Origin of the sequence: Micromonospora sp. NPDC050276, assembly GCF_044459545.1 — a bacterium.
Lineage (GTDB): Bacteria > Actinomycetota > Actinomycetes > Mycobacteriales > Micromonosporaceae > Micromonospora.
Genome location: NZ_JBITJA010000005.1, coordinates 88,467 through 102,289, shown reverse-complemented (window position 1 = coordinate 102,289; position 13,823 = coordinate 88,467). Strand labels below are relative to the sequence as shown.

Sequence of the window (13,823 nt, the reverse complement as noted above, 5' to 3'; positions counted from 1 at the left end):
CGGACGACGGCCGGCGCGGGTCGCGCGCCCGAGGTCCGGTACGTGACGGTCGACATATCCGGTCCGGGTCGGCGGCGCTGGCTCGGACCGGTAAGGATGAGGGAGATAATTGCGGCTTACGGCGGGGGAGAGCGTGGCGAGCAGGACAAGTCGGGACGTTCTCAGTCGAGGGCTGGGGGTGCTGCGGCAGGCGATCCGTGAGCAGCCGCGGATCTTCGCGGTGGCGGTCGTCGGCAGCGTGCTCTTCGGCGGAATGATCATCATCAGCGCCCGGGTCGTCGGGTCGGTGATCGGTGAGGTGGCGCTGCCGGCCATCGAACGCGGCGAGGTGGGCGCCGGCACCCTGGCGCTGGCCGCGGCGGCGTTGTTCGGGATCAGCGTGCTGCGGGTCGCGGGCATCTTCGGCCGCCGGCTCGGCGCCGGCTACATGCAGTACCGCCTCCAGGCCGCCTACCGCCGCAGGGTCACCCGCCGGTATCTGGAGTTGCCGCTGTCCTGGCACCACCGCAACTCCACCGGCACCCTGCTCTCCAACGCCAACTCCGACGTGGAGGCGGCCTGGTACCCGATCGCGCCGCTGCCGTTCGCCGTGGGCACACTGGTGATGCTGGTCGGCGCGATCGTGTCGCTCTTCGCCACCGACTGGGCGCTCGCCCTGGTCGGCCTCGCGGTCTTCCCCGCGCTGTTCGCGCTCAACGTCGTCTACTCCCGCCGGATGGCCCCCCGGCAGGCCCGGGCGCAGCGGCTGCGCGCCGAGGTCAGCGGTATCGCCCACGAGAGCTTCGACGGCGCCCTGGTGGTCAAGACGATGGGCCGGGAAGCCCAGGAGACCGCCCGGTTCGCGGGCCGCGCCGGCGAGCTGCGTGACTCGTTGATCGCGGTCGGTCGGCTGCGCGGCGTCTTCGACCCACTGCTGGAGACGTTGCCCAGCCTCGGCACCCTCGCCGTGCTGGTGGTCGGGGCGTTCCGGCTGCGCCAGGGCGCGATCAGCGTGACCGAGCTGGTCAGCGTGGCGTTCCTCTTCACCGTGCTGGCCTTTCCGGTGCGTGCCATCGGGTGGGTGCTGGCCGAGCTGCCGCGCAGCGTCGCCGGCTGGGACCGGGTCCGCCGGGTGCTGGACGCCACCGGCGAGATGCCGTACGGGCAGCGCGTGCTCGACCCGGCCGGCTCCGGCCCGGCCACCCTCACCTTCAGCGACGTGCACTACTCCTACCCGCCGGCCGAGGCGCACCCGCCCGGCGCGCAGGTCCTCGGCGAGGTCGGCTTCACGGTGCCGTCCGGTCGGACGGTGGCCCTGGTGGGGCCGACCGGCGCCGGCAAGTCCACCATCGCCTCGCTGGCGGTGCGCCTCGTCGACCCCGACTCCGGCACGGTGAGCCTGGACGGGGTGGACGTGCGCGAGCTGACCGCCGCGTCGCTGGCCGGCACGGTGGCCCTGGTCGCCCAGGTTCCCTTCATCTTCGACGACACGGTCCGCGCCAACATCGCCCTCGACCGGCCCGGTGTCGACGACGAGGTGGTCTGGGCGGCGCTGCGGCTGGCCGAGGCGGACGGCTTCGTCGCGGCGCTGCCCGATGGTCTGGACACCATGGTCGGCGAGCGGGGCACCTCGCTCTCCGGCGGTCAGCGGCAGCGACTCACCCTGGCCCGCGCGCTGGCCGGTCGGCCGCGCCTGTTGGTGCTCGACGACGCGACCAGCGCGGTCGATCCTCGAGTCGAGGCGGCCATCCTGGCGGGGCTGCGGTCGTCCACCGCCGAGGCGGGGGTGCCGGCCGCGTCGATCCTGGTGGTGGCGTACCGCCGGGCCACCATCGCGCTCGCCGACGAGGTGATCTACGTGGAGCAGGGACGGGTGGTCGCCCGGGGCACCCACACCGAGTTGTTGGCCACCGTGCCCGGCTACGTCGATCTGGTCACCGCGTACGAGCAGGCCGAGGTCGACCGCGCGCAGGAGAGCCCGTACGGCGACGACGTGGCGCCGTTGCCGTCGGGCCTGGAAATCGAGGTGGACCGGTGAGCGCGACTACGGAAACGAGTGACACGCGGGAGGCCCGGGAGGAGACGACCTGGCAGACCCTGCGACGGGGTCTGGCGCTCTCGCCGGAGCTGCGGACCGGTCTCGCCGGCACGTTGGCCCTGGCATTGGTCTACATGGTCGGTCGGGTCGCCGTGCCGGTCGCCGTGCAGCAGGGCATCGACCGGGGCATCGTCGGCGGTCTGAATCTGAACGTGGTCTGGTCGGTCGTGGCGATCACCGCGGTGATCCTGACGATCACCACGATCTGCGGCTACCTGATGATGCGCCGGCTGTTCACGGTCAGCGAGACGGCGCTGGCCAACGTCCGGACGCGGGCGTTCCGACACGTGCACGACCTGTCGATGTTGCACCAGCAGTCCGAGCGGCGCGGTTCGCTGGTCTCGCGGGTGACCAGCGACGTCGACCAGATCACCCAGTTCCTCCAGTGGGGCGGGGTGATCCTGCTGGTCAACCTCGGGCAGTTGGTGGTCACCACCGCCGTCATGCTGGCGTACTCCTGGCAGTTGACCCTGGTGGTGTTGGCCGCGTTCCTGCCGGCGGTGTTCGTCATCCGGCAGTTGCAACGCCGCCTCGGCTCGGCGTACGCGACGGTGCGCCAACGCACCGGGACGTTGCTCGGCGCGATCGGTGAGAGCGTGGTCGGCGCGCCGGTGATCCGGGCGTACGGAATCGCCGGGCGCACCGAGCGGCGGCTGGACGAGGCGATCGACCGGCAGCGGCTGGCGCAGCAGCGGGCGATCCGGATCAGCATCGTGGGCAGCTCGGTCGGGGAGTTGGCGGCGGGGCTGGCGCTGGCCGGCGTGGTGGTGCTGGGAGTGGTGTTGGGGGTGGACGGCACGCTGTCGATCGGGCAGCTGACCGCGTTCCTCTTCCTGGTGACGCTCTTCATCCAGCCGGTGCAGATCGCCACCGAGGTGCTCAACGAGGCGCAGAACGCGATCGCCGGCTGGCGTCGGGTGCTGGACGTGCTGGACGTCGCCCCGGACGTGGCCGACCCGGGGGAGCAGGGGCGGCAGTTGCCGGGCGGGCCGCTGGACATCCGGTTTTCCGGGGTGCGGTTCGCCTATCCGGGTGGTCCGCCGGTGCTGCACGACATCGACCTGGAGATCCCGGCGAAGAGCCGGGTGGCGGTGGTCGGCGAGACCGGCAGCGGCAAGACCACGTTCGCCAAGTTGCTGACCCGGCTGATGGACCCGTCGGCCGGGGCGGTGCTGCTGTCCGGGGTGCCGCTGACCGACGTCCGATTCGACTCGCTGCGTTCCCGCGTGGTGATGGTGCCGCAGGACGGGTTCCTCTTCGACGCGACGGTGGGGGACAACGTCCGGTTCGCCCGGCCGGAGTTGACCGACGAGCAACTGAGCGCCGCCTTCACCGAGCTGGGCCTGTCGGACTGGCTGGAGGGTCTGCCGGCGGGCCTGGACACGCCCGTCGGGGAGCGGGGCGAGGCGCTCAGCGTCGGGGAGCGGCAGTTGGTCGCGTTGGCCCGCGCGTACGTGGCTGATCCGGACCTGCTGGTGCTCGACGAGGCGACCAGCGCGGTGGACCCGGCGACCGAGGTGCGGTTGCAACGCACGCTGGACGCGGTCACTCGAGGTCGGACCACCCTCGCGATCGCGCACCGGCTCTCCACGGCGCAGGCCGCCGACGAGGTGATCGTGGTGGACCGGGGTCGGGTGGTGCAGCGCGGGCCGCACGACGAGTTGGTCCGCGACGCCGACTCGGTCTACGGCCTGCTCTACGCCTCCTGGCTGGAGCAGACCCGGTGAGGTGCGGCGGTGTGGTGGACGTCGCGGGGCAGGTGCTCTAGGCTCCAGGTTAGGTAAGCCTAACCTTTGAAGGAGGTCGCGCCCATGCGGCCCAATCCCGCCGAGATCGTTCGTACCCTCGTCGCCGGCCGGCTACCCGGTCTCGTGCACCTGGCCCACCGGCCAGGCCCGCACCATGCCCGGCACGTCACCGACGCGGATGGGCGGGTGCTGCTGCTGGTGCCGGTGGCCAGCCACCTGGCCGCCGCCCTGCAACCGGCCACCGGGGGTAGCGACGTGGCGGTGGTCCTCGACGTGCTCGACCTGCCGCCGGCCGCCGGTGCACCCGGCCTGGGTCGTGCCTGGGTCTCCGGCTGGGCGGCCGAACTGCGCGGCGACGAGGCCCGCCACGCGGCGGTCGACTTCGCCGCGGTGGAGCCGACCGGCGACCTGCTCGACCTGGGTACCCGGTTCCGGCTGTTCCGCTTCGAGGTGGTCGAGGTCCGCTGGGAGCGGGCCGGCGTCGTGCACCGGGTCGACCCGGGGGGGTACGCCGAGGCCGAGCCGGACCCGGTGCACCCGGTGGAGGCGCGCCTGCTGGCCGACCTCGCTGAGTGTCATGGCGCCCAGGTGACCGAGTACCTGCGCCGGCAGCTCGGGTTGACCGAGCAGACCCCGGACGGGCCGCCCCGGGTGGTGCGCATCGACCGCTACGGGCTGGTGGTCGCCCTCGGCCGACCTGGCGCCCGGCGTCGGATCCGGCTGGCCTTCCCCGGCCCGGTAACGGACCCGGCCGACCTGCCGCGGCTGCTCCCCCCACTACGACTCCCGGCCAACGCCCGCCCGCCCCGCTAAGCCCTCCGCCCCGCGCCCCCCGCCCCCCGCCCCCGCCCCCGCCGATCTTGCACTTGCTGTCGTCGATATGCGTGACAGATCCCTTAAGTCGGGACAGAAAGTGCAAGATCGCGAGGGGGTGGGCGGGGTTGGGGTCAGCTCGGCAGCGGGCCGGTGAGGTAACGCTGGATCGTGGGGCCGATCGTGGCCACCAGGGTTTCCGGGTCCGCCGAGGCGACCGGCTCCAGGCGCACCACGTGCCGCATCATGGCCAGGCCGATCATCTGAGTGGCCACCAGGGAGCCCCGCAGCGGTAGCTCGGCCGGATCGACGTCCAGGTTTTCGAGCACCCGGCGCAGTACCTGGGTGGTGACGAACTCACGCAGCAGTCGCGCGGTCCACTCATTGCTCACCGCGGAGCGCAGCAGCGCCAGTGCGGCGCTGCCGACCGGGGAGTCCCAGATGCCGAGGAACGTGCGCACCATCCGTTCACCGAGGGCGTCCCGGTCGCCGGCGAGCACCTTCGGCACCAACTGAGCCGGGTCGACCGGGAAGTTCATCGCGGCCAGGAAGAGCTGATCCTTGCTGCCGAAGTAGTGGTGCACCAGCGCCGGGTCGACCTCCGCCGTCCCGGCGATGGCCCGGATCGAGGCGGCGTCGAAGCCACGTTCGGCGAACGCCGTCCGCGCCGCGTCGAGAATCGCCTCCCGGGTGCCCGGCTTGCCGGGTCGCCGGCCGGTTCGCCGCGTCATCGCCACCCTTCGTTCGTCCGCCTGGGCCCGTCGTGGGCCGACCCGGCCCACGACGGGGTCAGCTGCCGCGCCGGCCGCCGCCCGGCGCTGGCGGTCAGCCGCTGCGTCGGCGCAGGGTGGCCGCCGCGAGCACCAGCGCCAGCACCACCGCGGCGAGCACCACCACCACGTCGCGCCACATCCGGCCGGTCGGCTCGGCGTGGGCGCCGACCTCCTGCAACGCCTCGATGGCGTACGACAGGGGGAAGGCGTCACTGAGCGCCTGGAGCCAGCCGGCCATCTGGTCGCGGGCCACGAACAGCCCGCAGAGCAGCAGTTGGGGGACCACCACGACTGGCAGGAACTGTACTGCCTGGAACTCGGTGCGCGCGAAAGCGCTGCACAGCAGCCCGAGGGCGACGCCGAGCACGGCGTCGAGCACGGCGATCCCGATCACTAGCCCGATGCTGCCGGCGGTTTCCAGACCGAAGATCCAGTACGCCACGGTGGCGGCCACGGCGGCCTGCACGGCGGCGGCCAGCCCGAACGCGATGCCGTATCCGAAGAGCAGGTCGAGCTTGCCCAACGGTGTGGTGAGCAGCCGCTCCAGCGTGCCGGAGGTGCGTTCCCGGAGCATGGCGATGCTGGTGACCAGAAACATGATCACGAAGGGGAAGATGCCGAGCATCACCAGCGCGATCCGGTCGAACGTGCTCGGCTGGCCGGGCGGGGTCGGCTGGTCGGCGTACATGAAGTAGACCAGGGTGAGCAGGACGGCCGGCACCACCACGAGCAGCGCGATGGTCCGCCGGTCGTGTCGGAGCTGGCGCAGGATGCGACCGGTGGTGGCGGCGAGGATTCGCGGGTTCATGCTGTCTCCCGTGCGGCTGTCGCGTCGGTGCTGGTGGAGGCGGCCTCGCCGGCCCGGATAAGGCGCAGGAACGCCTCGTCGAGGTCGTCCACGCCGGCGGCGGCGCGGATCGCGGCGGGGCTGTCGTCGGCGATCAACCGCCCCTGGCGGATCAGCAGCAGTCGGTCGCAGCGCGCCGCCTCGTCCATCACGTGGCTGGACACCAGCAGGGTGGTGCCAGCGGCGGCCATCGCGTGGAACCGAGCCCACAGGTCGGCCCGCAGCACCGGGTCCTGACCGACGGTCGGTTCGTCGAGGATGACCAGCTCCGGCTCCCCGACCAGGGCGCAGGCCAGCGAGGCGCGGCTGCGTTGGCCGCCGGAGAGGGTGGCGACCAGTTGACCGGCCGCCTCGGCCAGCCCGACATCGCTGACCGCCCGGTCGGCCTCGACGCGCCCGCGCCCGTACAGGGCTGCGAAGTAGCGGGCGTTCTCCCGGACGGTCAGGTCGGCGTAGACGCTCGGCGCCTGGGTCAGGTAGCCCACCCGGCGCCGCAGCGCGGGGGTGCCCGCGGGTTGGCCGAGCACGGTGACCGTCCCGGCTCTGACCACCTGCACCCCGACCACCGCTCGCATGAACGTGGTCTTGCCGCTGCCACTGGGGCCGAGCAGCCCGGTCACCGCGCCGCGCGGTACCCGGCAGCTGATGCCGTCCAGCACCCGCCGCCCGCCCCGGTCGACGACCAGGTCGCGGACGGCTATCGCATCGTCCATCACGCACCTTTACAAAACTCATCATCTGTTGAACTCAACGGTAGATGAAATACCGTTCCGGGCGCAACGGCGGCGAGCGGGGCGCCACCGTCAACCGTCGCACGGGGTGCAAGAACGGGCAGTAGGCTCCGGACCGGACACGAAGTCCGCCAACGGGCATTGCGCACCGATCGGACGTGCGGCACGATTGCGCGGTGGGTCACGCTCCGTTACCGGATAGCGGTTTTCTTGCGGATTGGGCCGCGCGGTTGCGGCAGGCCGCCGAGCGGCCGGTCGTCGGCATCCTGTTGCGCGGCAGCCACGCCCGCCGCGCCGCCACCGCGCACAGCGACGTCGACCTCGACGTGTTGGTCGGCGGCGCCCCGTACGCGGCCCGGCGGGCGTACCTGGCCGAGTCGGCGGGCCAGGTCACCCACGTCTCGGTGGCCGCCCGCGATGTCCGCTCCTGGGTGCACCGGCTCGGCGAACCGGCCGACTGGGCGTTCGGGCTGCCGGTCACCGCGCCGGCCCGGCTGCTGTGGGCCGACCCGCACTGGCGCCCCCGGATCGACCTGCCGGTGCTCTGCCAGCCTGCCGAACCACCTCGACTGGAAGAGATGATCGCCACGCTGGGTAAGGCCGCCGCCGCCCGGGCTGCCAACGACCGCCTCGGGGTCCGGCTCGCCGTCGCCGACCTGGCCCGGCTCTGCCCCTCGGTGCTGCGCCCGGCCAACCCGTCCGTACGGGTCTACTCCCGCCGGGCGGCCTTCGCGGCGGCCCTGGACCTGCCGGTGGCCCCACCCGGCTACCGGACGGACATGCTGCTCTGCCTCGGGCTGCGTCCGGGCGCCACCGGGCAGCTGTGGGCCGCCGCCGTACGGCTGGTCGCCGGCACGTTGCCGTTGATCCGGCCGTACGCCGAGGAGATCGCCGACACGGCCGGCGCGGACCTGGCCGCCGCCCTGGTCGACGGCCGGCTGGATCGCTACGTCGCTCAGTTGGCCCGGCCGGCCCGGCCTTCGCCGCGTCCCCGGCCGTCGGGGCCTCCGCCGCAGACCCGGCTGCCGGGGCCTCCGCCGCAGCCCCGGCGGGAGCGGTCGGCGGTGCCCGCGCCGCGTGCGGGAGAATTGGTGACTGTGCCCGTACCTGACCCGCCGGTGACCGGCGTCCCCAGCAATCCGAACGAGCTGGCCGCGTCCGCGCCCGCGCCGGCCCGCCCGTCCCGGCTCGATCCGGCCATCGCGGCCCGGCTGCGCCGCACCGCCGACGGCCTGGTCGCCGCCGTGGTCCGCGCGCACGACTCCGGTGAGGTGTTGATGGTCGCCTGGATGGACGACGAGGCGTTGCACCGCACCCTCACCACCGGCCGGGCCACCTACTGGTCGCGCAGCCGCCGCGAATACTGGGTCAAGGGCGCCACCTCCGGGCACCACCAGTACGTCCGGTCGGTCGCCCTGGACTGCGACGGCGACGCGCTGCTGGTGAGCGTGGACCAGGTCGGCGCCGCCTGCCACACCGGCCACCGGACCTGCTTCTTCACCGAACTGCCCGTCACCGGGACGGAGGCACGGTGAGCGCGAGGAGTGCAGCGAAGCGGAGCCCCGCAGTCGCGAGCGAGAGGCAGGCACGGTGAGCGCGAGGAGTGCAGCGAAGCGGAGCCCCGCAGTCGCGAGCGAGAGGCAGGCACGGCCATGACCGATGGCGTCCTCAGCCCCGACCTGGCCACCTTCACCGAGCTGGCGGCCGACTGGCGGGTGGTGCCGGTGACCCGGCGGCTGCTGGCCGACGCGGAGACTCCGGTCGGGGTCTACCGGAAGCTGGCCGGTGGGCCGGGCACGTTCCTGCTGGAGTCGGCCGAGCAGGGCGTCGGCTCGGCCGGCATGGCCTGGTCGCGGTATTCGTTCATCGGCGTACGCAGCAGCGCCACCCTCATCGAGCGCGACGGCGTGGCGACCTGGCTCGGCCAGCCGCCGACCGGGCTGCCGACCGAGGGTGACCCGGTGCGGATGCTGCGGGAGACGGTGGCGGCGCTGGCCGGCCCGGTCGGGGACCCGTCCGCCGGTCTACCGCCGTTGACCGGGGGGATGGTCGGTTTCCTCGGCTACGACCTGATCCGGCGCTTCGAGCGGTTGCCGGACCTGACCGAGGACGACCTGGGCGTCCCGGAGCTGGGCATGATGCTCGCCACCGATCTGGTGGTGCTCGACCACTACGACGGCTCGGCGATCCTGGTCGCCAACGCGGTGCTGCCGCCGATGGACGCGCCGGACCGCGCGGCGCAGGTCGCCGCCGCGTATCACCACGCGGTGGGCCGGTTGGACGCGATGACCACGGCGTTGTCCCGGCCCATCCCGCCGATGATCTCCACCGTCGAGCGTCCGCCGGCGGGCGAGGTGCTCTGCCGTACGCCCGAGGGTGGCTATCCGAAGGCGGTGGAGGCGGCCAAGGAGGCGATCCGGGCCGGTGAGTGCTTCCAGATCGTGTTGTCCCAGCGCTTCGAGCGGTCGACCCACGCCGACCCGCTGGACGTCTATCGGGTGCTGCGTACGAGCAATCCCAGCCCGTACATGTACCTGCTGCGCTTCGACGGGTTCGACATCGTCGGCTCGTCACCGGAGGCGCACCTGAAGGTCACCGGGGCAGCGGACGGGCGGCGCCGGGCGTTGCTGCACCCGATCGCCGGCACCCGGCCGCGGGGTGGCACCCCGGCCGCCGACGCCGCGCTCGCCGCCGAGCTGCTCGCCGACCCGAAGGAACGGGCCGAGCACGTGATGCTGGTCGACCTCGGCCGCAACGACCTGGGTCGGGTCTGTCAGCCGGGCAGCGTGGAGGTGCCCGAGTTCGCTACCATCGAGCGGTACAGCCACGTCATGCACATCGTCTCCACCGTCACCGGCACGCTGCGTGACGACCAGACCGCCTTCGACGCGCTCGCCGCGACCTTCCCGGCCGGCACGCTCTCCGGCGCGCCCAAGGTGCGCGCCATGGAGATCATCGAGGAGTTGGAGCCGGTCCGTCGTGGCCTCTACGGCGGCACGGTCGGCTACTTCGGTTTCGGCGGCGACCTGGACATGGCGATCGCCATCCGGACCGCGCTCATCCGCGACGGCCGCGCGTACGTGCAGGCCGGGGCGGGGGTGGTCGCCGACTCGGACCCGGCCGCGGAGGACCAGGAGACGCGGAACAAGGCCGCCGCTGTGCTGGCCGCGATCGCGGCGGCCGAAACACTCCGGGCGGCTCGGTGAGCGCGAGGAGTGCAGCGCAGCGGAGCCCCGCAGTCGCGAACGAAGGGCGGGCTCGGTGAGCGCGAGGAGCGCAGCGCAGCGGAGCCCCGCAGTCGCGAACGAAGGGCGGGCTCGGTGAGCGCGAGGAGCGCAGCGCAGCGGAGCCCCGCAGTCGCGTACGAAGGGTGTGCTCGTTGAGGGGCGGGGAGCGGTCTGTCGTGGGTCGGCGCGCGTTGGCGTACGCCGTGGTGCTCTGCCTGGCTGGTGCGGGTCTGGCGCTGTGGGCGGCGACGCGCACCTGGTCGGTGGAGCTGACGGTACGTCCGTCGCCGCTGCCGCCGGTGCGTGACGCCCGCAGCGGCGCGAGCCTGCTGCCCTGGCTGCCGGCGTTGGCCCTGGTGACCTTGGCCGGGGGTGGCGCGGTGTTGGCGACCCGGGGGCGACTGCGGCGGGTGCTCGGTGTGCTGCTCGGCGCGCTCGGTCTGGTCGTGGCGGCTGGTGGCGGGTATGGGTTGGTCGCCGACGTGGGTGGCCCGGTGAGCCGGCAGTGGCCGGCGTTGTGCCTGCTCGGCGGCCTGCTGGGCGCGGTGGGCGGCGGGTGGACGGCGTGGCGCGGCGGTGACTGGCCGGCGATGGGCGCGCGGTACGAACGTCCGGCACGGACCGCTCCGGAGGCCGCCTCGGCGCAGGGTGGCCCGGCCGGGCCGCCGACGCCGCTGGCGGGGCGGCGGACCACGGAGGCGTGGGACGCGCTGGATCGGGGCGAGGACCCGACGGCCGACTGACGCGATTGTTGCGGCCGGCGGGGTGTGTCAGCCGACCGGCTGGCGTTCCCGCTGGGCGCGGCGACTCGCGGCGCGGGCGGCGGTCAGCTCGGCGACCAGGCGGTTCAGCTCGGCGCGCTGGTCGGCGCGGGCCCGGTCGGCGCAGACGGCCTCCCAGGCGTTGCCCCGTGCGGTCCGCATCCGTCCCTCACCCACCACGGCCCGTTCCACGGTGTGCACCACCCCGACGGCGAGCGAGGCCACCGTCCGCGAGATGGTGGTCAGTCCGATGGTCGGGTGCGGCTCGGAAATGCTCATGGTCACCTCGCACGAGGAGTTGCGACGGTCGGGGCAGGCGCGCCATCGAGTCTGCCCGAGGACGATGCTGGCCGGCCGACGTTTCGCCGCGGTGACCGCCCGGTCAACTGTCTCGCCTCGGCCGTGACCAGGGACCGTCCGTTCGGCCTTGAGCTTGCTCACAACATCGACCGGCGTCGCTGGCGTCGGGCGCGGACCGGCAACTGGTGGCATGATCGATGGATCGGCTCGGTCTGACCGTGGCCGTCAGGCTCGTACCGCGTGACGGTGGTCGATACCGGAGGTGGCGCTGCGTGACAACCCGTTCACGGCAAGTCGGCCATTATGCCGCAGCCCTTTTCGTGAGCAGCGCCATACCCCCGGCATTCGGCGTCGGTCGGCTGCCCCTAGCATCGGCCCATGACGCCCGGAGAGGGGAGTCCGTTGGTGACTGCTGAGCATGCGCACGCGGAGGGGGACGACGCCGGCCAGGCAGCGTCCGTAAGCGTGCTCGACGAGATCCTGGCTGGCGTACGTGAGGACGTCGCCCGACGCCAGGAGCAGGTTCCGCTGGAGCGGATCCGTGAACTGGCAGCGGCGGCGCCGCCGCCGTTGGACGCGTACGCGGCGCTGCGCAAGCCCGGCGTGGCTGTCATCGCCGAGGTGAAGCGTTCGTCGCCGTCCAAGGGGCGGCTGGCCGAGATCGCCGACCCGGCCGATCTGGCGGTCGACTACGCGGCCGGTGGGGCGCGGGCGATCAGCGTGCTGACCGAGGGGCGCTGGTTCGGCGGTTCGCTGGACGACCTGGCGGCCGTCCGTGCCGCGGTCACCGTGCCGGTGCTGCGCAAGGACTTCGTGGTCTCCAGCTACCAGATCCACGAGGCGCGCGCGCACGGGGCCGACCTGGTTCTGCTGATCGTCGCCGCACTCGAACAGAACGTCCTGATGGGCTTGCTGGAGCGGATCGAGTCGCTGGGCATGACCGCTCTGGTCGAGGTGCACGACGAGGAAGAGGCCGACCGCGCTCTGGAGGCCGGCGCGCAGGTGATCGGGGTCAACGCCCGTGACCTGCGTACCCTGGAGGTCGACCGGTCGGTGTTCGAGCGGATCGCGCCCGGCCTGCCCAGCAGCGTCGTCAAGATCGCCGAGTCGGGCGTTCGTGGTCCGCACGACCTGATCCGGTACGCCTCCGCGGGCGCCGACGCGGTCCTCGTGGGCGAGGGCCTGGTCACCCAGAAGAGCCCCCGCGAGGCGGTCGCCGAACTGGTCAACGCCGGCAACCACCCGGCAACGCCCCGGCCGGTGCGCTGACTCCGCGCCGGTCCGACGTCCCACTGAGAGGATTCCCGATGAGCGCCGACGCGCTGGCCCCGGTGGCGGGCCCGCAGCCCGACTCCGCCGGCCACTTCGGCCGCTTCGGCGGTCGGTTCGTTCCTGAGGCCCTGGTGGCCGCGCTGGACGAGCTCGACGGGGCGTGGCGCACCGCGATGACGGACGAATCCTTCCGGGTCGAGTTCGGTGCGCTGCTGCGCGACTACGCCGGCACGCCGTCGTTGCTCTACGAGGCCCGACGGTTCTCCGCGAAGGTCGGGGCCCGGGTGCTGCTCAAGCGGGAGGACCTCAACCACACGGGTGCGCACAAGGTGCGCAACGTGCTCGGCCAGGCGTTGCTCACCAAGCGGATGGGCAAGACCCGGGTGATCGCCGAGACCGGCGCCGGCCAGCACGGCGTGGCCACCGCGACCGCCGCCGCCCTGTTCGACCTGGAGTGCGTGGTCTACATGGGCCAGGTCGACACCGAGCGGCAGGCGCTCAACGTGGCCCGGATGCGGATGCTGGGCGCCACCGTCATTCCGGTCACCAACGGTTCGCGCACCCTCAAGGACGCGATGAACGAGGCGATGCGCGACTGGGTGGCCAACGTCGACGAGACGCACTACCTGATCGGCACCGCCGCCGGCCCGCACCCGTTCCCGGCAATGGTCCGCGACTTCGTCCGGGGCATCGGCGACGAGGCTCGCCAGCAGTGCCTGGACCTCACCGGCGCGCTGCCGGACGCCGTCACCGCCTGCGTCGGCGGCGGCTCCAACGCGCTCGGCATCTTCCACGCGTTCGTGGGCGACGAGGCCGTGCGGCTGTACGGCTTCGAGGCCGGCGGTGACGGGGTGGCCACCGGTCGGCACGCGGCGAGCATCACCGGCGGTTCCGCCGGGGTGCTGCACGGCACCCGCACCTTCGTGTTGCAGGACGCCGACGGGCAGACCCTGGAGTCGCACTCGATCTCCGCCGGCCTGGACTACCCGGGCGTCGGACCGGAGCACGCGTGGCTGCACGACACCGGCCGGGCGAGCTACCTGCCGGTCACCGACGACGAGGCGATGGCCGCCTTCGAGCTGCTCTGCCGCACCGAGGGCATCATTCCGGCGATCGAGAGCGCACACGCGCTCGCCGGCACCGTAGCGCTGGCTCCGAAGCTCGCTGCGGAGCTGGGCCGGGAGCCCACCATCGTGGTCAACCTCTCCGGGCGGGGCGACAAGGACGTGCACACCGCCGGCGACTACTTCGGCATCCTCGACAAGGAGCGGTGA

12 protein-coding genes and 1 pseudogene are annotated in these 13,823 nt (G+C 73.0%); 9 read left to right on the top strand and 4 right to left on the bottom strand.

Features of this window, described 5'->3' with window-relative positions; all coding sequences use genetic code 11:
• Positions 1–133 precede the first annotated feature (133 nt).
• The 3 genes from ACIBF8_RS11835 (at position 134) to ACIBF8_RS11825 (ending at position 4,638) form a co-directional block, all read left to right on the top strand.
• Positions 134–2,017 (top strand): ABC transporter ATP-binding protein, encoded by a 1,884-nt coding sequence (locus ACIBF8_RS11835; RefSeq protein ID WP_396782612.1) that lies wholly within the window; start codon positions 134–136, stop codon positions 2,015–2,017.
• Positions 2,014–3,804, top strand: coding sequence for an ABC transporter ATP-binding protein (locus ACIBF8_RS11830; protein ID WP_396782611.1), 1,791 nt, complete (start codon positions 2,014–2,016; stop codon positions 3,802–3,804). Before ACIBF8_RS11835 ends, ACIBF8_RS11830 begins: the two co-directional genes overlap by 4 nt.
• Before the next feature lie 84 nt (positions 3,805–3,888).
• Positions 3,889–4,638, top strand: coding sequence for a DUF2470 domain-containing protein (locus tag ACIBF8_RS11825; protein ID WP_396782609.1), 750 nt, complete (start codon positions 3,889–3,891; stop codon positions 4,636–4,638).
• A gap of 134 nt (positions 4,639–4,772) precedes the next feature.
• Here the strand turns inward: ACIBF8_RS11825 and ACIBF8_RS11820 are convergent, their stop codons facing one another.
• The 3 genes from ACIBF8_RS11820 to ACIBF8_RS11810 form a co-directional block, all read right to left on the bottom strand.
• Positions 4,773–5,369, bottom strand: a complete 597-nt coding sequence (locus ACIBF8_RS11820) for a TetR family transcriptional regulator (RefSeq protein WP_396782607.1) — start codon at positions 5,367–5,369, stop codon at positions 4,773–4,775.
• 94 nt (positions 5,370–5,463) lie between these two features.
• The gene (locus ACIBF8_RS11815) at positions 5,464–6,219 is read right to left on the bottom strand and encodes an ABC transporter permease (RefSeq protein WP_396782605.1); all 756 of its coding nucleotides are present in this window, start codon (positions 6,217–6,219) and stop codon (positions 5,464–5,466) included.
• Positions 6,216–6,971, bottom strand: coding sequence for an ABC transporter ATP-binding protein (locus tag ACIBF8_RS11810; RefSeq protein ID WP_396782603.1), 756 nt, complete (start codon positions 6,969–6,971; stop codon positions 6,216–6,218). The genes ACIBF8_RS11815 and ACIBF8_RS11810 overlap by 4 nt, the downstream gene beginning before the upstream one ends.
• A gap of 596 nt (positions 6,972–7,567) precedes the next feature.
• Here ACIBF8_RS11810 and ACIBF8_RS11805 point away from each other — a divergent pair.
• The 4 genes and pseudogenes from ACIBF8_RS11805 to ACIBF8_RS11790 all read left to right on the top strand — a co-directional run.
• Positions 7,568–7,804, top strand: a pseudogene (locus tag ACIBF8_RS11805) (phosphoribosyl-AMP cyclohydrolase); the annotation flags it as partial.
• Between the two features lie 282 nt (positions 7,805–8,086).
• Positions 8,087–8,524 carry a phosphoribosyl-AMP cyclohydrolase gene (gene hisI, locus ACIBF8_RS11800; protein ID WP_396783097.1) on the top strand — a complete coding sequence of 146 codons (438 nt, stop codon included), beginning with the start codon at positions 8,087–8,089 and terminating at the stop codon, positions 8,522–8,524.
• Between the two features lie 117 nt (positions 8,525–8,641).
• Positions 8,642–10,195 carry an anthranilate synthase component I gene (locus ACIBF8_RS11795; RefSeq protein ID WP_396782601.1) on the top strand — a complete coding sequence of 518 codons (1,554 nt, stop codon included), beginning with the start codon at positions 8,642–8,644 and terminating at the stop codon, positions 10,193–10,195.
• A 173-nt stretch (positions 10,196–10,368) separates the two neighbouring features.
• On the top strand, positions 10,369–10,959 hold the full coding sequence (locus ACIBF8_RS11790) for a Trp biosynthesis-associated membrane protein (protein WP_396782599.1): 591 nt from the start codon (positions 10,369–10,371) through the stop codon (positions 10,957–10,959).
• 27 nt (positions 10,960–10,986) lie between these two features.
• Here the strand turns inward: ACIBF8_RS11790 and ACIBF8_RS11785 are convergent, their stop codons facing one another.
• On the bottom strand, positions 10,987–11,256 hold the full coding sequence (locus tag ACIBF8_RS11785; RefSeq protein WP_396782597.1) for a hypothetical protein: 270 nt from the start codon (positions 11,254–11,256) through the stop codon (positions 10,987–10,989).
• A gap of 486 nt (positions 11,257–11,742) precedes the next feature.
• On the opposite strand from ACIBF8_RS11785, the gene trpC reads away from it, so the two are divergent.
• Both trpC and trpB read left to right on the top strand, forming a co-directional pair.
• Positions 11,743–12,546, top strand: coding sequence for an indole-3-glycerol phosphate synthase TrpC (gene trpC, locus ACIBF8_RS11780; RefSeq protein ID WP_334631255.1), 804 nt, complete (start codon positions 11,743–11,745; stop codon positions 12,544–12,546).
• 38 nt (positions 12,547–12,584) lie between these two features.
• Entirely contained in the window at positions 12,585–13,823 is a 1,239-nt protein-coding gene (gene trpB / locus ACIBF8_RS11775) for a tryptophan synthase subunit beta (protein ID WP_396782595.1), read from the top strand.

Coding starts and splice junctions, on each gene's coding strand:
- ACIBF8_RS11825 (WP_396782609.1), top strand. CDS start 3,889: ATGCGGCCCAATCCCGCCGAGATCGTTCGTACCCTCGTCGCCGGCCGG.
- ACIBF8_RS11820 (WP_396782607.1), bottom strand. CDS start 5,369: ATGACGCGGCGAACCGGCCGGCGACCCGGCAAGCCGGGCACCCGGGAG.
- ACIBF8_RS11815 (WP_396782605.1), bottom strand. CDS start 6,219: ATGAACCCGCGAATCCTCGCCGCCACCACCGGTCGCATCCTGCGCCAG.
- ACIBF8_RS11810 (WP_396782603.1), bottom strand. CDS start 6,971: ATGGACGATGCGATAGCCGTCCGCGACCTGGTCGTCGACCGGGGCGGG.
- ACIBF8_RS11795 (WP_396782601.1), top strand. CDS start 8,642: ATGACCGATGGCGTCCTCAGCCCCGACCTGGCCACCTTCACCGAGCTG.
- ACIBF8_RS11785 (WP_396782597.1), bottom strand. CDS start 11,256: ATGAGCATTTCCGAGCCGCACCCGACCATCGGACTGACCACCATCTCG.
- trpB (WP_396782595.1), top strand. CDS start 12,585: ATGAGCGCCGACGCGCTGGCCCCGGTGGCGGGCCCGCAGCCCGACTCC.